This window comes from Microlunatus endophyticus, from assembly GCF_014646195.1.
Taxonomy (GTDB): Bacteria; Actinomycetota; Actinomycetes; order Propionibacteriales; family Propionibacteriaceae; genus Microlunatus; species Microlunatus endophyticus.
Genome location: NZ_BMMZ01000003.1, coordinates 312909 through 330715, shown reverse-complemented (window position 1 = coordinate 330715; position 17807 = coordinate 312909). Strand labels below are relative to the sequence as shown.

General features: G+C 68.5%; 17 protein-coding genes and 1 pseudogene. 10 read left to right on the top strand and 8 right to left on the bottom strand.

Features of this window, described 5'->3' with window-relative positions:
• Positions 1-8: 8 nt before the first annotated feature.
• Together IEY07_RS08420 and IEY07_RS08415 are read right to left on the bottom strand one after the other, a co-directional pair.
• Positions 9-839, bottom strand: a complete 831-nt coding sequence (locus IEY07_RS08420; protein WP_188894737.1) for an aldo/keto reductase — start codon at positions 837-839, stop codon at positions 9-11.
• A 70-nt stretch (positions 840-909) separates the two neighbouring features.
• On the bottom strand, positions 910-1785 hold the full coding sequence (locus IEY07_RS08415) for an HhH-GPD family protein (RefSeq protein ID WP_229669857.1): 876 nt from the start codon (positions 1783-1785) through the stop codon (positions 910-912).
• Between the two features lie 93 nt (positions 1786-1878).
• Between IEY07_RS08415 and IEY07_RS08410 the strand changes: the two genes are divergently transcribed.
• Positions 1879-2646 carry a hypothetical protein gene (locus IEY07_RS08410; protein WP_188894735.1) on the top strand — a complete coding sequence of 256 codons (768 nt, stop codon included), beginning with the start codon at positions 1879-1881 and terminating at the stop codon, positions 2644-2646.
• A gap of 25 nt (positions 2647-2671) precedes the next feature.
• Here IEY07_RS08410 and disA read toward each other — a convergent pair whose 3' ends face one another.
• The 5 genes and pseudogenes from disA to IEY07_RS08385 all read right to left on the bottom strand — a co-directional run bounded on the left by disA (position 2672) and on the right by IEY07_RS08385 (position 8412).
• Positions 2672-3733 carry a DNA integrity scanning diadenylate cyclase DisA gene (disA, locus tag IEY07_RS08405; protein WP_229669856.1) on the bottom strand — a complete coding sequence of 354 codons (1062 nt, stop codon included), beginning with the start codon at positions 3731-3733 and terminating at the stop codon, positions 2672-2674.
• 255 nt (positions 3734-3988) lie between these two features.
• Positions 3989-5359 (bottom strand): annotated as a pseudogene (radA, locus tag IEY07_RS08400) (DNA repair protein RadA); the annotation flags it as partial.
• A gap of 261 nt (positions 5360-5620) precedes the next feature.
• Positions 5621-6691 (bottom strand): histidinol-phosphate transaminase, encoded by a 1071-nt coding sequence (hisC, locus tag IEY07_RS08395; RefSeq protein WP_188894732.1) that lies wholly within the window; start codon positions 6689-6691, stop codon positions 5621-5623.
• Between the two features lie 54 nt (positions 6692-6745).
• Positions 6746-7387, bottom strand: a complete 642-nt coding sequence (locus tag IEY07_RS08390; RefSeq protein WP_188894731.1) for a VOC family protein — start codon at positions 7385-7387, stop codon at positions 6746-6748.
• Positions 7388-7638: 251 nt separating this feature from the next.
• The gene (locus tag IEY07_RS08385; protein WP_229669855.1) at positions 7639-8412 is read right to left on the bottom strand and encodes a DUF3109 family protein; all 774 of its coding nucleotides are present in this window, start codon (positions 8410-8412) and stop codon (positions 7639-7641) included.
• A gap of 131 nt (positions 8413-8543) precedes the next feature.
• Here IEY07_RS08385 and IEY07_RS08380 point away from each other — a divergent pair, with 131 nt between their 5' ends.
• On the top strand, positions 8544-9398 hold the full coding sequence (locus tag IEY07_RS08380; protein ID WP_188894730.1) for a sugar phosphate isomerase/epimerase family protein: 855 nt from the start codon (positions 8544-8546) through the stop codon (positions 9396-9398).
• Positions 9399-9490: 92 nt separating this feature from the next.
• On the top strand, positions 9491-10426 hold the full coding sequence (locus IEY07_RS08375; RefSeq protein WP_188894729.1) for a proline dehydrogenase family protein: 936 nt from the start codon (positions 9491-9493) through the stop codon (positions 10424-10426).
• 157 nt (positions 10427-10583) lie between these two features.
• On the opposite strand, the gene IEY07_RS08370 is transcribed toward IEY07_RS08375, so the two are convergent.
• Positions 10584-11363 carry a CPBP family intramembrane glutamic endopeptidase gene (locus tag IEY07_RS08370; RefSeq protein WP_229669880.1) on the bottom strand — a complete coding sequence of 260 codons (780 nt, stop codon included), beginning with the start codon at positions 11361-11363 and terminating at the stop codon, positions 10584-10586.
• A 142-nt stretch (positions 11364-11505) separates the two neighbouring features.
• Here IEY07_RS08370 and IEY07_RS08365 point away from each other — a divergent pair, with 142 nt between their 5' ends.
• The 7 genes from IEY07_RS08365 (at position 11506) to IEY07_RS08335 (ending at position 17750) form a co-directional block, all read left to right on the top strand.
• Positions 11506-12558, top strand: coding sequence for an aspartate-semialdehyde dehydrogenase (locus IEY07_RS08365; protein WP_188894728.1), 1053 nt, complete (start codon positions 11506-11508; stop codon positions 12556-12558).
• Positions 12555-13397, top strand: coding sequence for a pyrroline-5-carboxylate reductase (proC, locus tag IEY07_RS08360; protein WP_188894727.1), 843 nt, complete (start codon positions 12555-12557; stop codon positions 13395-13397). The genes IEY07_RS08365 and proC overlap by 4 nt, the downstream gene beginning before the upstream one ends.
• A complete protein-coding gene (locus IEY07_RS08355; protein WP_229669854.1) occupies positions 13394-14587 on the top strand; it encodes an acetoin utilization protein AcuC in 1194 nt (397 codons plus the stop codon). The genes proC and IEY07_RS08355 overlap by 4 nt, the downstream gene beginning before the upstream one ends.
• Before the next feature lie 175 nt (positions 14588-14762).
• Positions 14763-14993, top strand: a complete 231-nt coding sequence (locus IEY07_RS08350) for a helix-turn-helix domain-containing protein (protein WP_188894726.1) — start codon at positions 14763-14765, stop codon at positions 14991-14993.
• Between the two features lie 39 nt (positions 14994-15032).
• A complete protein-coding gene (locus IEY07_RS08345; protein WP_188894725.1) occupies positions 15033-15992 on the top strand; it encodes a phosphotransferase family protein in 960 nt (319 codons plus the stop codon).
• Between the two features lie 225 nt (positions 15993-16217).
• The gene (locus tag IEY07_RS08340) at positions 16218-16454 is read left to right on the top strand and encodes an NfeD C-terminal domain-containing protein (RefSeq protein WP_229669853.1); all 237 of its coding nucleotides are present in this window, start codon (positions 16218-16220) and stop codon (positions 16452-16454) included.
• Positions 16455-16523: 69 nt separating this feature from the next.
• Positions 16524-17750: an SPFH domain-containing protein gene (locus tag IEY07_RS08335; protein ID WP_188894724.1), complete on the top strand. Its 1227-nt coding sequence runs from the start codon at positions 16524-16526 to the stop codon at positions 17748-17750.
• Positions 17751-17807 lie beyond the last annotated feature (57 nt).

The window sequence follows — 17807 nt, the reverse complement described above, 5'->3', positions numbered from 1 at the left end:
GGATGGGTTCAGTGGCCGACGACGTCGGAATCGGGCACGCCTACGCCGCCCTGGTCCAAGGCACTGATCGATGCCAGCTCGTCAAGTGTCAGATCGAAGTCGAAGATCGAGGTGTTCTCCCGGATCCGTTGTGGAGAAGCAGACTTCGGCACCGTGACATAGCCGAGCTGCGTCTGCCAGCGCAGCACGATCTGGGCGGGCGTGCGCTGGTAGCGCTCGGCCAGGCCGGTGATCACCGACTCCGCGAGGATCTCCCGCGGGCTGAGCGGGCTCCAGCACTCGGTGACGATCCGGTGCTCCGCATGGTAGGCGACGGCGTCGGCGCGGGTCTTGTAGGGATTCAGGTTGATCTGGTTGAGATCCGGGACGACACCGGTCTCGTCGATGATCCGGTTCAGATGGGCGGGCTTGAAATTCGAGGTGCCGATGGCGCGCACCGAGCCGTCCTCGAGGAGCTTGGCCAGGCCCTTCCAGGCCTCGACATACTGGTCCTGGCCGGGATTGGGCCAGTGAATCAACAGTAGGTCGATCGAGTCGACGCCGAGTCGCTCACAGCTGTTGCGCCAGGCCTGCCGGGCACCGTCGATGCTGTGCCAGGCCTTGTTGAATTTCGTCGTCACGAACACCTCGTCGCGACTGACGCCGGAGTCGCGCAGGCCCTGGCCGACACCGGATTCGTTGTGGTAGTTCTCCGCGGTGTCGATCAGCCGGTAGCCGATCTCGAGCGCCGATCGCACCGCCGCTGCGGTGTCGGTGTCGTTCATCGGCGACGTCCCGAGGCCGAGGGTCGGGATGTGGGCGCCGTGCAGCAAGCCGATCGTGGGTGCGGTAACGGTCATGTCGTCCACCCTACGGACCCGCTCCGCACCGCAACAGCGGGGGAGCCCGGCGACCACCCGAGCAACCTGTTCAGTCCGGGAGCGCGTACCGATCAGGTCCGACGGCCACCACCAGCCGGTCGGTGATCAACGACGCCAGTGCCCGTTCGCGTTGGGCCCGGTCCGGCCAGGCCGTGTCCAGCTCCTCTGCCGGCACCGCATCGTCGGAGGACCTCAGCACGGCGAGCAACGCACCGCGGCACTGCCGGTCGGTGCCCTGGTAGCGCTGACCGACTCGCGCGGGACCCTCGTGGGCGGGCCGCCCGGCTCGATGCCAGGCACAGTCGGTGCGCACCGGGCACTGATCGCACTGTGGGCCGCGGGCTGTACAGATCAATGCGCCGAGCTCCATCGACGCCACCGCCCAGCGCGCTGCCCGGGCAGGCTCTGTCGGCAGGAACTGCTCCGCGAGCAGCCGCTCGGCGGCAGTCGGTGCGGTCGCCGGAAACTCAATGCCGGTGGCGATCCGCGCCTGCACCCGCCGCACATTCGTGTCCAGTACGACGTGCCGGCGGCCGAAGGCGAAGCTTGCGATCGCCGCCGCCGTGTACGAGCCGACACCTGGCAGCGCAAGCAACGCCTGATAGTCGTCAGGGACCTGACCGTCATGATCATCTCGGATCGCCGTCGCAGCCTGGTGCAGCCGTAGCGCCCTGCGCGGGTAGCCGAGCCGGCCCCAGGCGCGTACGGCCTCACCGCTCGGCGCATCGGCCAGCGCTGCAGGGGTCGGCCAGCGCTGCACCCAGTCCTGCCAGGGCTGCAGCACCCGAGCGACCGGCGTCTGCTGCAACATGAATTCGCTGACCATGATCGCCCACGGCCCGGCGTCCGGACGGCGCCACGGCAGGTCGCGGGCGGCATGGGCGTACCAGCGCAGCGTCCTGCTCACCACCGGCGCGTAATCCACGGGGCCACCGTAATCGGTCGTCTCGGGTCCCGAGGTGGCCGGTCGACGGCGTGGCACAGCGACTCGGCCGACGGGAGTGCCTAAGGTCGCGCTATGGCTGGGGTGATGCATCCAGTGGGTCCGGAGTCGCCGGAGACCTACTGGCGTCGCCGTGCCCTGGTCGTCGGCGTCTTCCTGGTGCTGTTGATCATCCTCCTGGTGGTGCTCTTCAACCTGGGTGGCAGCCCGGGTCAGGCGGCGCCCACCGGATCGCAGTCGGTCATCCCGGCCGACGCCCCGACCTCGGCGTCGGACCGCCCGACTCCGTCACCCACCGCGTCATCACCTGCTGCCTCCACGCCGAGTCCGACGCCGAGTCCGACGTCACGGCATCCAACGGCAACGCCCACCAGCAGCTCTTCGGGCAAGTCATCCAGCACCCCATCGAGCAAGCCGTCCACGCATCCCAGCAAGACGCCGGTAGCGGTCACCGCTTGCACCTCGTCGGACCTGAAGGCGACCCTGACCAGCAAGGCCCACCACGTCGGCATCGGCGACAAGGTCGGCTTCGACGTCTCCTATGTCAACAAATCCGATCAGTCGTGCAAGATCACCATCGGCGCCGCCAGCTTCGAGCTGAAGATCACTTCTGGCACCGACCGGATCTGGTCGACCGCCGATTGCGCCAAACTCGTACCCAGCAAGAAGACCGCGCTCAAACCGGGCCACGGCGTCGGCTGGACGATCACCTGGAACGGCAAGCGATCACTGGCCGGAGCGACCTGCAAGAACCGGCCCGAGACCCCCGGCGCGGGCTATTACCACGCGACTGCCGACCTGGACGGCGCCCAGGCCCCCGACTATGTGCTGGTCCTGAAGTAGCCCACGCCACGGGCAACCGACGGATTCAGCCCAGCCGCTCGGTGTAGGCCGACTCCGCCAGCCTGGTCAGTCCCTCCCGGATCAGCCGGGCGCGACTCTCGCCGACGCCCTCGACCTCCTGGAGTTCGACCGTCGTGGCGCCGAAGATTCCTTGCAGGTTTCCGAAATGCTCGACCAGGCGCATGCCGTAGGCCGCCGGCAGTCGGTTGATCTGGGCGAGCTGCCGGTATCCGCGGGCACCGATCCGGTTGTCCAGATGGGCGGTGAAGCCGAGTGCGCGGGCCACCTCGCCGGGCTCCAGCAACCGGCTGGTGGTCAGGGTGCCCAATGCGGCGAAGTCGAGACCGACACCGTCGGCCGGCGAGTAGTCCATCGCCAACAGCTCGGTCAGCTCGTCCAGTCCTGCCCCGAGCTCGGACAGCTGCAGGGCCAGCAGCCTGCCGTCGGTGCCGAGCTCCAGGACGTACGCCTCGATCTCGCTCTGCAGCCGCCTGATCATCTCCAGGCGCTGCGCGACCACGGCCAGGTCCTTGATCGTCACCTGATCCTCGACCTCGAGCACCGATAACCGGCCGGTGACCTGCCAGAGCCGTTCCCGGTAGCGCTCCAATGTCTGCACGGCCTGGTTGGCGCGGCTGAGAACTTGCTCTGAGGTCTCCAGCGGGCGCCGCACCCCGTCGATGAAGATCGCGATCGTCGACATCGACGCCGACACCGTGGCCACGGGGACCCCGGTCTGCCGGGACACCCGGTCGGCGGTCCGGTGCCGAGTGCCGGTCTCCACGGTTTCCAGCTGCGGATCGGGCATCAGATGGACGCCGGCGCGGACGATCCGGGACAGATCGCTGGTGATCACGATCCCGCCGTCCATCTTGGCCAGCTCGCGCAGCGCGGTCGGCGTGTACGCCACATCCAGGACGAAGCCGCCGGTGCACAGTGCGATCACCTCCGGGGTGTCGCCGAGCACCACCAGGGCACCGGTACGGCCGCGCAGGATCCGCTCGAATCCGTCGCGCAGCGGAGTGCCGGGCGCCAGCCGGGCGAGATATTCGAGCTCTCGCGTACGCTGAGCTGGATCCGGTGCCACTGATTTACCTCGCTGCGCGCCGTCGGGCCGGTTGGGTGACCCGGGCCGGTTGGGTGATGGGTCCGGCGTCATCGTACGGGACGGTCCGCAGCACGCGGGCCGGACGGGCCGTCAGCCGGTCTCACTGCCGAATTGGCGCTCCAGCTCCTGCAGCACCTGGGCCAGCCTCTCCTTGTGCAGCAGCGGCGGGTCGGCGATCGTGTCCTCGGCCGCCTCAGGCTTGCGGTCGGTCGACCTGCTGCCGCCCGACGGCAGTAGATCCAGCACCGCGAGCGCCTGCCCGAGGGTGGTCACCCGGTGGACCGTCATCCCGTCACGGGTCTCCTGCCGCCCGACCCGGTCCTTGCTGGACTCGGTCGGCACGACCGCCTCGGTGAAGCCGAGTCGGGCTGCCTCGCTGAGCCGCCGCTCGGTGCCCGGCACCCGCCGCAACTCGCCCGCCAAGCCGATCTCGCCCAGGGCGATCAGCGATCGCGGCACTGCCTTGTTGATCGCCGCCGATGCGACCGCGACGGCGATCGCCAGGTCGGCACCGGGATCGCTGACCCGGGCTCCGCCGACCGTGGACGCGTACACATCCCGGCTGTAGAGCTTGATCCCTCCCCGCCGCTCGACCACGGCGAGCACCATCGCCAGCCGGCTGGACTCGATGCCGTGGGTGGTCCGTCGCGGTGACTGGAGATTGCTCGGAGCGACCAGGGCCTGCAACTCGGCCAGCAGCGGTCGACGCCCCTCCAGGGTGACCGTGACACAGGTGCCGGAGACCGGTTCGTCGTGCCGCGAGGTGAAGAGGCCTGACGGATCGGGGACCTCGATGATGCCGTTCTCCGCCATCTCGAAACAACCCACCTCGTCGGCGGGGCCGAAGCGGTTCTTGGTGGCCCGGACCATCCGGAATCCGGAGTGCTTGTCGCCCTCGAACGCAAGCACCACGTCGACCAGGTGCTCCAACAACCGCGGCCCGGCGATGTTGCCGTCCTTGGTGACGTGCCCGACGATCATCACCGCCATCCCGCGCCGCTTGGCGACCCGCACCAGTGCGCCGGTGACCTCACGCACCTGGGTCACCCCGCCCGGCGAACCATCGGCCTCGGCGGTGCCGACGGTCTGTACCGAGTCCAGCACCATCAGGGAAGGCTCGACCTCCTCGATGTGGCCGAGCACCGTGCCCAGATCGGTCTCGGCCGCCAGATACAGCTCCTCGGCCAGTGCGTCGGTGCGGCCGGCACGCAACCGGACCTGGGCAGCGGACTCCTCGCCGGAGACGTACAGGGTGCGCCGGCCGGCCTTGGCCCAGCGGGCCGCTACCTCCAGCAGCAGCGTGGACTTGCCGACGCCGGGCTCGCCGGCCAGCAGCACGACGGCCCCCGGCACGAGACCGTCGCCCAGCACCCGGTCCAGCTCGCCGACACCGGTCTTGGCGCGGGTGGCCGCCCGGGCGCTGACCTCGGCGATCGGGACCGCCTTCGACTCCGGCACATTGGACTGGACCTGGGTGAGTTTCGGTGCACCCTCCTCGACCACACTGCCCCAGGTCTGACACTCACCGCAGCGCCCGACCCAGCGAGCTGACGTCCAGCCGCACTCGGTGCAGACGAAGCCGGGGCGGTTCTTGGTCTTGGCCATGAGCAAACGCTAGACGCGGCCGCTGACAACGCCGGTCAGGTACGCCGTGTCGCTGTGGACAACGGTCGTCCGGACCGCGGGTCTCGCCCGAGGGCCCTACGACCCGGTTCCGGCCGAACATCCGGCGCCGAGACAGCAGCGCACCAGCCACGAGACCGGCCGTCGAGTCCCGCGCGGTCCACAGCGTTCCGATTCCGAGCGCCGTATCGCATCGCTCCCAGTACTGCCCAGCGCTCGCCCGGCAGCGACCGAGCGACCTTGCTACGGTTTCAGCGTCCCGGCGACCTGCAAGACCAGCTTGTTGGCCTCCGGTTCACCGACCGTGATCCTGATGCCGGCGTCCGGCTCGTCGGTGAACGGCCGTACGGCCAGTCCGGCGGCTTCGAATTCCGCTGCCCACGCGGCGGTCCGCTCGCCGGCCGGGATCCAGACGAAATTCGACTCGCTGTCCGGGATCGCGAGACCGAGATCGCGAAGCCCGGTGACGACCGCGGTACGTTCCTTGATCAACTCTTCGACGCGGGCAAGCAGGTCGGCATCGGCAGCCAGGGATGCCAGTGCGGCAGCCTGGGCCGGTGCCGAGACGCCGAAGGGGGTTGCGGCCGCCCGCACCGCCCCAGCGATCGCGGGATCGGCGATGCAGTAGCCGACGCGGAAACCTGCCAACCCGTACGCCTTGGAGAAGGTCCGCATCGTCACGACATTCGGCCGCCGAAGATCGTCGAACCTGGCGCGGTCAGGTGCGGTGGCGAATTCGAGGTAGGCCTCGTCGATGATGATCATGATGTCGTCGCGGACCTGGTCGATGAAGTCCGCGAGTTGATCATGAGGGACGATCGGCCCGGTCGGATTGTTCGGGGTGCAGACCAAGATCACCTTGGAGGCCGGCGTGATCGCGGCCAGCATCGCTTCAAGATCATGAGTGGCACCGGGACCCAGCGGCACCGGGACGCTGCGTGCTCCGGTCAGCTGAACCGCGATGGGGTAGGCCTCGAAGGACCGCCAGGCGTACAGCACCTCGTCGCCGTCGGTGATCACCGTCTGGAGCAGGTTGTAGAGCACCGCCACCGAACCCGTACTGAGGGCGATCTCATCGTCGCCGACCCCATGCTTGGCAGCAAGCGCCGCGGTGAGCTCTGCATTGGCCATGTCCGGATACCGGTTCATCCGCTGCACCGCGTGCTGTGCGGCCTCGATCACACCGGGCAACGGGGGATAGGGATTCTCGTTGCTGGACAGCTTGAACGAGGAACCGTCGGGGCCGACCGGAGCCGGCTTGCCCGGCTTGTACGGCGGCACCGACGCAACAGCGGGACGGATCGGGATCGGCATGCGCCCCACTATCTCAGACGCGATTCCAGACCTCCGGCGCGCATGTGCCGCGCGTCAGATCCGTACGCTGCCGTTGGGTGTGGAGAAGGTCGCCGACAGGATTCCCGGCTGCCCGTTGGGAGCGTTCCAGGTGATCTCGAAGTCGGTCAGCGCCTGGCCGGCCTGGCCGCCGAGCCAGTCGTCGACCCGGTCCGGGTCGCCGGCGATCTCCAGCCCGGTCAACGTGATCGTGGCGTCGGACTCGGTCTGTGAGGGATGGGATGTCCGATCGACCGACCACTTGATGAAGAACGGCAGCTGCGGATCGGCCTGCAGGCCCTTGATCCCGATCTGCTGCCAGCTCAACTCCTCACCGGTCGGCAGGTGTCGGCTGCCGGGGACCGCGGCCCGTCCCAACCGCGCTTCGATCGGAGCAAGATCATCGACGCGTACTGCCCAGCCGAGCCAGCCTCCGCCGGCCTGCGAGCGGGCCCGGACGGCCTGGCCGAACGGCACCTTGTCGGCCGCCGGATGATCAAGAACCTCCACCACCTCGAGGTAGGTGCCGCCGGACATCGCGAGGGTCCGGTTCCGAGTGCCGAACCGAGGATGGAAGCCACCGTCGATGAATTCAGCGCCCAGCAACTGCCCGAGCCGGTCCGCGGTCTCGGCCAATCCCTGGGGGCCACAAGCAAAAGACAGGTGGTCGAATTTCATGAAGGTCATCGTGCACGATCGAACCGACAAACCTGCAACTGGGGCAGCCTCACCCTGACGGTTGACTGGTCAACTGCGATCTGGATGCTCGCAGATGTGGTCACTGTGACCAGGGTGGTCAGATCGCAGGCATGCCGGAGGCATCTGCAAGCTCAAACTTTTGAGGTTGCGACTGCGACCCGCCGGGTCTTGGTTGAGCGACCGCGCACCAGGAACAAAGTTTGGGTTCGCGTGCGGGGAGGGGCGAAGGATCAGGAGGCGGCCGGATCGGCCGGATGGCGCAGCAGCGATCCCTTGCGGCTCTCGAATTCCTCGCACAGCCCGACCAACTGCTGATAGCCGGCCTCTCCCATCAGCGCAACCAGTTCGGACCGGTTGCTGAGGTAGACGGGCTGGCGACCCTGATGGGCATCGGTGTTGGCGGTGCAGTACCAGTCCAGGTCGTGGCCGCCCGGCCCCCAGCCGTCCCGGGAGTACTCGCCGATGCTGACCTCGGTGTATTCGGTGCCGTCGGTACGGGTCACCTCCCGGAACTGCCGGCGCAACGGCAGCTGCCAGCAGACATCGGGCTTGGTCTCGACAAAGCTACGGCCCTCCTGCTCGGCCAGATGGTGGAACGCACAGCCGTAGCCACCCTTGAATCCCGGCTTGTTCAAGAAGATGCACGCGCCGTCATAGACACGGGTCTTGCGGTCCGGCTCCTCGCCGGGGGTGACGGTCTCCTCGCCCTCCAGCTCGACCCAGCCGTTCTTGGTGCCTTCCTTGTAGTTCTGCCACAAGTCCGGCGTGAGACGCTTGACCGCCTTGCGGACGCGCTTCTCGTCGTTCTTGTCGGCGAAGTGCGCGCCCAGGGTGCAGCACCCGTCGTCCGGGCGGTCGGCGTAGATGCCGGGGCACCCGCGCCCGAAGATGCACTCCCAGCGCGAGGTCAACCAGGTGAGGTCGACCTTGAACACTTCGGTGTCGTCTTCCGGGTTGATGAATTCTGCGTAGGCCCGGGGAAAACCGATCATGACTTCCGGCACGACGCGCAGCCTACGCGCCTGGGTCGCGCAGGTGGCCGGACCGGGCCGACTCGCTGTGCATCGGGTATGCATTCGATGGTCATCCCCCTGCTAATCACCTCCGATAGCCCGGCCGGCACTACATTGGAGGGGTGAGCGACAATCTCGACCGCCGGACACCGAAGATCGCGCTGTCCACGTCGTCGGTCTATCCGGAGACGACGTCGAGCGCTTTCGAGCTGGCCGGCCGCCTCGGTTACGACGGCATCGAACTGATGGTCGGGATCGACCCGGTGTCGACCGATATCGACGCGGTGGAGAAACTGCGCGACTACCACGAGTTGCCGGTGGTTTCGGTGCATGCGCCGTGTTTGTTGATCAGCCAGCGGACCTGGGGCACCGACAACTGGGCCAAGCTCGAGCGGTCGGCCAAGGCGGCCCAGCAACTCGGCGCCGATGTCGTCGTCGTGCATCCGCCGTTTCGCTGGCAGCGCGACTACGCCCGGGACTTCGTGCCGAAACTGCGCGCGCTGACCGAGCGCAGCGGCGTCCGCTTCTGCCTGGAGAACATGTACCCGTGGCGGATGCCGGGCACCGAGCTGAAGGCGTACCTGCCGGCCTGGGACCCGACCAATCTCGAGTACGACGACCTCACCCTGGACTTCTCGCACGCCTCGACCGCAGGGCAGCAGTCGCTCGACCTGGCCAAGGCCTGGGGCGACCGGCTCGGGCACGTGCACCTGACCGATGGCACCGGGTCGATGAAGGACGAGCATCTGGTCCCCGGCCGCGGCGACCAGCACGCCGATCAAGCGCTGCAGTATCTGTCCGGTGCCGGATTCGCCGGCCACGTGGTCCTCGAGGTCAACTCCCGCCGCAGTGCCACCCGAGCCCAGCGGGAACTCGATCTCGCAGAGTCACTGGCTTTCGCCCGGACCCATCTGGAAGCCGGGGCTCAGCACCATGCGTACGAGGTGGATTCAGCGGGCGTGGCCAGCCACACCTGACCCTCCGGGTCGGCAGCCGTCAGGCCGGCAAGCCATTAGGGTTGCCGGGAATCGAATCCATCGAGGGCATTGACGCACCGGACGGAGGGCGGATGCTGCGGGAGACCCTGCTCGGCATGTCCCGGAGCGATGCTGTCCAGAAGATGATCACCGGCCTTCCGGCGACCGATCAGCTGGTCCGCGGCTTCGTCTGCGGCGAAGGTCCCGACGACGCGGTCCTGGCCGCCCGCCGGCTGGTCGGCCAGGGGCTGCGAGCCACGCTGACCGAGCTTTGCAGCCCGACGACTTCGGCCGAGCAGGCGGACCAGCGTACCCAGGCCTACGTCGACCTCCTTGATCGACTACGCCGGGAGAAGCTGGCCGGCAGTACCGAGGTGTCGATCACCCCGGACGCGATCGGGCGCGGGCAGGCCGGCCAGCTGCGTACGGTCGAGGCCCAGACCCTGGAGAACGCTCGGGTGATCTGCATCGCCGCCCGTACGGCTGCCGGCTTGGTCACCGTGGAGCCGGGGGACCACCGCAGCACCGAGGCGACGCTGGCGTTGGCAGCCAAGTTGCGCAAGGACTATCCCGACACCGGCGTCGTCGTGTCCTCGGCGCTGCGTCGCAGTGAGAGCGACTGTCGTGATCTTGCTGCGACGGGATGCCGGGTCACCCTGGTCAAGGGTGCCGACCCGGCGGGAGACCCAGCCGGCTACCCGCAGCGTTCCGAGATCGACAAGTCCTACGTACGCTGCCTGAAGATCTTGATCAACGGCACCGGTCGGCCGATGATCAGCACCGGTGACCGGCGGTTGATCAAGATCGCCGAGACGCTTGCGCTGCAGGCCGGCCGGGCGCCCGGTGATCTTGAATTCCAGTTCCCGTACGGGATCGGGCAGGCCGAGCAGCGACGGTTGCTGGCCGCCGGGCACACCGTCCGGGTCCGGTTGCCGTACGGCCCGGACCGGTACGGCTACCTGGTCGGGTTGCTGACCGAGCACCCGGTCAACCTGGCCGAACTGGCCCGCGGCATCGCCCGCCGCTGATCCCCGCCCCTGGTCCCCGCCCCTGGTCTCCGCCCTTGGTCCCCGCGCCTGGTCTCCGCCCCGCTGGTCCCAGGATCCGCACCGGCTACCGAGATCCGCACCAGCTGCAGACGGCGCGGATCTCGGTAGCTGGTGCAGCTGGAGCAGGGTCATCGGTTCAGAGCCAGCTGACGTGGGGTGCGAGCAGGGCGTAGCCGACGAAGGCGGAGACATCCAGCAGGGTGTGGGTGACGACCAGCGGCATCACCCGCTTCCATTTCAGGTAGACCAGCCCGAAGATCACGCCCATGATCAGATTCCCGGCGAAGCCGCCGAAGCCCTGGTAGAGGTGGTAGCTGCCGCGGATCGCCGCGCTGACGATGATGATCACCGGCCAGCGCCAGTTGAGCTGGCGGAAGCGGGTGTAGAGGAAGCCGAGCATGATCGTCTCCTCCAGGACCGCATTCTGCGCCGCCGACAGCACCAGCACCGGGATCGTCCACCAGTTGTCGGCCAGGCCCGAGGCCTGCACCTGGGTATTGAGCCCCAGCGCACGGGCCCCGAGGTAGAGCCCGAGTCCGGGCACCCCGATGCACAACGCCGTCAGCGCGCCGAGACCGAGATCGAAGCCCGGACGGCGCAGATCGAAACCGATCAGCCGGAACGGGCTGCGGGCACCGTACGGATTGCGCTGGGCCAGCAGATACAGCGCCAGCGCCACCGGAACCAGCGGAAAGGCGATATTGGCGATCTGGTAGCTCAGGTCCAGCCACGGCCGGTCCGGAGTGACCGAGGTGTTGAGCTGGGATGACTGCTGGTTGAGCGCCTCGTTGCGAGTCAGCCGGTCGACGATGCTCAGGATGGAGTAGATCGCCGACTGTCCCAGCGACAGGCCGAGCACGATCAGCACCTCGGCCCCGATCCAGCCTCGGGACGGGCGAACCGGCATCACACGCATCACGCGACCATCCTCCCGCACGCTCCTGTGGCCGGTCCTCAGCCGCTCGCCGGTCCGTGCGTGCGGCTCGTCTCGGATGGCTGAAGGTCCGGACGGCGGAAAGGATGCCGGTCGGGCGGCCCTGTCCTCCTATGCTCGACCCATGCGAGTTGGTGTCTTCGGTGCGACCGGCCAGGTCGGCGGCGTGATGCGCCGCCTGTTGGCGGAGCGTGCCTTCCCGGTGTCCGAGATCCGCTACTTCGCCTCGGCGCGGTCCGCCGGGACGAAACTGCCCTGGAAGGGCACCGAGATCACGGTCGAGGACTCCGACACCGCGGACATCAGCGGCCTGGACATCGCGCTCTTCTCCAACGGCAAGTACGCCTCCAAGGCGGTCGCGCCCAAGGTCGCCGCCGCCGGTGCGGTCGTGATCGACAACTCCTCGGCCTGGCGGATGGATCCCGACGTCCCGCTGGTCGTCTCCGAGGTCAACCCGGAGGACACGATCAACCCGCCCAAGGGCATCATCGCCAACCCCAACTGCACCACGATGGCCGCGATGCCGGCGCTGGCTCCGCTCAACAAGGCGGCCGGGCTGACCCGGTTGGTGATCGCGACCTACCAGGCCGTCTCCGGTTCGGGCGGCGCCGGCGTCGCCGAGCTCGACCGGCAGGCCCAGGCAGTCACCGCGGATGCGGCCCGATTCGCCTTCGACGGCTCGGCCGCGCAGTTCCCCGAGGCGCAGGTCTACGTCAAGCCGATCGCGTACAACGTCCTGCCGCTGGCCGGCTCGATCGTCGACGACGGCAGCCTGGAGACCGACGAGGAGCAGAAGCTGCGCAACGAGTCGCGCAAGATCCTGCACCTGCCGGAGCTGCTGGTCGCGGGCACCTGCGTCCGGGTGCCGGTCTTCACCGGTCACTCACTCGCCATCCACGCCGAATTCGCCTCCGACATCACCCCGGAGCAGGCCACCAAGCTGCTGGCCGACGCGCCCGGGGTCGAGCTGTCCGACGTCCCGACGCCGTTGGACGCCGCCGGACGCGACCCGTCGTACGTCGGCCGGATCCGGGCCGACCGGTCGGCTCCGGATGGCAAGGGTCTGGTGCTGTTCGTATCGAACGACAACCTGCGCAAGGGCGCGGCGCTGAACGCAGTCCAGATCGCCGAGTTGGTTGCCGCCCGGCAGCAGGCGGCCGCCGGGGACGCCGCGTGACCAAACTCGCCGTCATCGGCGCCGGGGTGATGGGCGAGACCGTCTTCTCCGGACTGTTGCGCGCCGGCTGGGCGCCCGACGACATCACGGTCACGGCACGGCGGCCGGAGCGCCGGACGGACCTGGCGGAGCGCTACGGCGTTCGTACGGCCGACAACGCGACCGCAGCCGCGGAGGCGGAGATCGTGGTGATCGCGGTCAAGCCGGCCGACATCACCGGCGTACTGGACGAGATTGCGCCGGTGATCACTCCCGCCACCTTGGTCGCCTCACTGGCGGCTGGGGTGACCACCGACCTGATCGAGGCGCGGCTGCCGGCCGGCGTACCGGTGGTGCGGGCGATGCCGAACACTCCGGCGCAGGTCGACCAGGGGATGGCAGCCGTCTCCGGCGGTCGGCACGCCGACGCCGCCCAGATCGATCTGGTGGCCGGACTGCTGACCGCGACCGGCCGGGTGACGGTGCTCCCGGAGAAGTACCAGGATGCCGTGACGGCGATCTCCGGCGGCGGTCCCGCCTATCTCTTCCTGGTGGTGGAGTCCATGATCGAAGCCGGAGTGCATCTGGGGCTGCCGCGGCAGACGGCCAGCGAGTTGGTCGTTCAGACGATCTACGGATCGGCCACGCTACTCAAGGAATCCGGCGATCATCCGGCGGTCCTGCGCGAGCGCGTCACCTCACCGGCCGGGACCACAGCGGCCGCGCTCCGGGTGCTCGAAGATCACAAACTTCGGGCCGCCTTCCTCGGCGCGATGGAGGCTGCCCGCGATCGCGGTGGCCAGCTGGCCGAAGCGGCGCGGGCAAACAGCAGGCCGGCTCCCGAAGACCGGCACTCGTGACCGGCGGCGGAGAAGCGCTCCGGGGCACACCCGGGTCCCGGCAGAACCGCCGGGCGCGACTGGTCTTCTCCGACGGCCTGACCCGGTACGACTTCGGCAGCTTCCACCCGATGGGGCCCGGCCGGGTCCGCAGCGCGATCAGCCTGGCCCGAGCACTCGGCGTTCTTGATCAGCTCGACCGGGTTGATCCGTCGCCGGCCGATGATCAACTCCTGCGCCGGGTCCACTCCGATGCCTACATCGCAGCGGTGCAGGCCGCCGAGCCCAATCCGATCTTCGGTCTCGGCACCGAGGACAACCCGGTCTTCCCTTATATGCATGAGGTCTCGTCGCAGATCGTCACAGCCAGTGTTGACGCGGCCAGGTCGGTCTGGCAGGGCGAGGCGCTCCGCGCGGTCAACATCGCCGGCGGCCTGCACCATGCGATGCCCTCGGCGGCCAGCGGCTTCTGTATCTACAACGATCTCGCCATCGCGATCCACTGGCTGCTCGAGCAGGGATGCGAGCGGATCGCCTATGTCGACGTCGACGTGCACCACGGCGACGGCGTGCAGACGATCTTCTACGACGACCCGCGGGTGTTGACGATCAGCCTGCACGAGACGCCGGTGAAACTCTTCCCAGGCACGGGATATCCACACGAGACCGGCGGCCCGGACGCCGCGGGTTCGGCGGTCAACGTCGCGTTGCCGGCCGGTACCGATGATCGCGGCTGGTTGCGCGCCTTCGACGCCGTCGTGCCGGAAGCGCTGGCGGCCTTCAAGCCCACCATCCTGGTCACGCAGCACGGTTGTGACTCCCATTACTCCGATCCGCTGGCCGACCTGCGATTGAGTGTGGACGGGCAACGCGCCTCCTACCTGGCCCTGGCCCGCCTCGCCGACGAGCTCACCCAGGGCCGCTGGATCGCCGGCGGCGGCGGCGGCTACTCGCTGGTGGACGTCGTCCCGCGCGCGTGGGCACACCTGCTGGCTATCGTCGCCGGCACGCCGATCCCGCCCCCGACCTCGATCCCGCAGCTGTGGCGGGACGAGGCGGGCGACGGCGCACCGATGAGCATGACCGACGGCGGATCGACCGATTTCACTCCCGTGACGGCCGGTATCGATCCGGCCAGTCGCCTGGACCAGGCGATTCTGGCGACCCGGCGCGCGGTCTTCCCCGACCTCGGGCTTGATCCGGGATTCTGACCCTGACGAGGGCCTTCGGGACCCGAAGGTCAAGCACCGCCCGGGCGTGTCGGCCGGATTTCTGACCGGCGACTTTCCCTGGAGTACCTCTTGCCACTAGTCTCACAGCAGATGCGTGGACTTCAGTCCGGAGGGGAAGCCGGGCCCGTGACGCGTATCGGATAGGTGTGCACTCATGGCAAACGGCGCTGATACGCCCGGCGTGACACCGCTCGGCGGGTCGCTGTCCGGCGTCAAGTTCCTCACTGTGGCCGAGGTGGCCGCGGTGATGCGAGTCTCGAAGATGTCGGTTTACCGGATGATCCATTCCGGCGAACTGGAAGCGGCCAGGTTCGGCCGCAGCTTCCGGGTGCCTGAAAAGGCCGTCCACGACTACCTTCGGGGCAGCTACTACGAGACCGGCTAGCCCGCCGACCGCGGCTCCGGCGACCCGTCACGGATCCGCGTGAATCCGCTCGATGTCGTCCTGACGCCGCCGCAGCGAGACCGCCTGAGGCACCACCTCGGCGATGCGGATCTGACCGGCGTCGAATTGACCGGAGAGGGCTGGCACCGGTTCGCCATCCTCGCCGGCGACCGGGTACTGCTCCTTCCCCGCAGTCCCCGGTGGGTGCCGGGCCTCGAACGTGAGGCAGCTGCGCTGCCGCTGCTGGAGGCGTACGACATCCCGGCGCCCCGGTTGATCGACCGGATCGTCGATGACGAGTTCTGGCCCTTCCCGGTGACCGTGGTCAGCCGGTACGACGCGCGCTCCTGGGCGGCGTACGAGTCCGGTGCCGACCTGGCTGTGGTGGCCGCGATGCTGGCCGACCTGGGCGCGATCGTCGCCGCCTATCACTCCATCCCGGTCGCCGCGATGCCCGAGCCGATCGGGGCGCCGACTCCGCAGAGCCCGGACCCGTTCGAAGCCGAACTGCGGCACTTCGTCGACTACCTCGAGCCCGGCCGGCTGGAGAAGATCGCCTTCGGGCTGGCCGCTGCGGCCGGGCTTCCCGGTCGTCGGGCCGAGCACTGGCTGGAGGTCGTACGACCATGTTGTGATCTTGCCCCGACGCTGACCCACCGGGACATGAACGAGGGCCAGATCATGATCGGCGATCACGGCCGGGTGGTCGGGCTGATCGACTGGGAGAGCGCCGGCGTGCAGCATCCGCTGAGCGACTTCGATTTCGGCGAATGGGGATTCGGGATCTTCGCCTGGGAAGCGGACTTCGCCCATCTGCGCCAGGCGTTCTGGCAGAGCTACGCCCGCAACCGCAGCGGTGATCTGCCGGGCTGGCAACCGGTGCACCTGCTGATGACGATCATCGGCGCTCCGGCGCCGGAGGGACTGGCGACCGAGTGGAACCGGCGCCGCCGGGAGCTGACGATCGCCAACCTGGTCGCCATCGATCGACTCGTCTGACGCTGCCTGGACGGGGAGTCAGCGGTGCGGCGCATTCCTTGGCGATCACGCCGAGCTCGATCTCCGCGACCGTGGTGGCGTCACGAACTGGTCGGCGATCGTGACGGGCGCGTCTTCCAGCCCCCTGGTCAACAGTTTGCGTGCTTTCGCTTCTACCGTGGCAGCAGCCTCGGGCTGGATCGAAACCGGATCCTGCAGACCCTCTGGAGCCCTAGAATCATCTCCGTGTCCGATGGAGCGGTGGCGAGATTCGGCGAGGGACCGGACCAGACACCGATCGGGCTGGTCGGCACGGTCGTGACTGCGACACGTGGGCAGGATGGTCCGGGAGAGGTCGAGTTCCCGATCCGCGGTGGCACCGAGGTGTTCATCGCACGATCGGAGGAACCGCTGGCCGTCGGACGCACCGTGCTCTGCGTCGAGGTGCTCGGCGCGCGATCGATCGTCGTTGCACCTTGGTAGTTGTGCCTGACCCGCGACGGAGGAACTACCCGCCCGGTCAGGAACTCCGCAGAGAGGATTGAAGGTTTCATGTTCGGTTACCGTGTGCCGCCGCCCGACCGGGCGATGCTGGTTTCAGGTGGGAAGGCCTCGGGCAATGCACCTTTCCGTGTCGTCACCGGCCATGGCGCATTCGTTGCGCCGTTCTTCCGCAAGGCGGCCTTCCTGACACTGGCCATGTTCGAGGCCGAGGTCAACGAGCCGTGTGTCACCAAGCAGGGCATCGCGCTCGACGTCAAGGCGGTGATCGCTGCCAAGGTCGGCAACGACGCGGCGAGCATCGTGAACGCGGCGCAGCGGTTCCTTTCCGACCAGAGCCAGATGCCGACCCTGACCGGGCGCATCTTCGCCGGCCACCTGCGCTCGATCATCGGATCGATGACGGTCGAGGAGATCATCACCGAGCGGCAGAAGCTGGCCAGCGAGGTGCTCGACGCGTCCAAAGGCGAGATGGCGACGATGGGACTGATCGTCGACGCCCTGCAGATCCAGTCCATCGACGACGGCGGCCTCGGCTACATCGCCGCCATGGCGGCTCCGCACAATGCGGCGATCCAGCAGTCCGCCCAGGTCGCGCAGGCCCAGGCGCAGCAGAAGGCGGCCGAGGCCCAGCAGCAGTCCTTGCGGCAGCAGGCCCAGTATCAGCGCGACACTGCGATCGCGCAGGCCGGCTTCGCGGCCGAGACCCAGGCGGCGCAGCAGAAGGCCAACCAGGCCGGTCCGCTGGCACAGGCCCAGGCCCAGCAGGACGTCATCGATGCGCAGACCGCGCTGGCCCAGCGCGAGGGCCAGCTCCGCCAGCAGCAACTGGTCGCCGAGGTCATCCGACCTGCCGAGGCGGAAGCCGAACGGGTCCGGATCCTCGCCGAGGCCGATGCCAAGCGCACCGAGATCCAAGCCGCCGCGGCAGCGTCCAACGACCGGGTCGCCCTCGATCAGGCGCTGATAGCCCAGCTGCCGCAGATCGTGGAGAAGGCGGCGGGTGCGCTGGCCAATGCCAACGTCACTGTGCTCAACGGCTCCGACGGCCTGTCCAGCCTGGTCTCCGGCCTGGTCGGCCAGGGCCTGTCGATCTACGACTCGATCCGCACCGATCTCTCCCGCGACGCCGACGAGAGCGCCGACGAAGCCGACAAGAGTGCAGCGGCCAAAGACTCCACGGCTCCGGACACCAACGGTGCCGTGCCGGCGCTCACTGCCGGTGCGGCGCAGCCGACCCGGCAGCAACAGCGGCCCGGCCGCGGCGGACAGCGCTGACGTACCAAGGTGGCTGGGGGCGTTCCCGCGGGAACGCCCTCGGTCCCGAAACGTGAG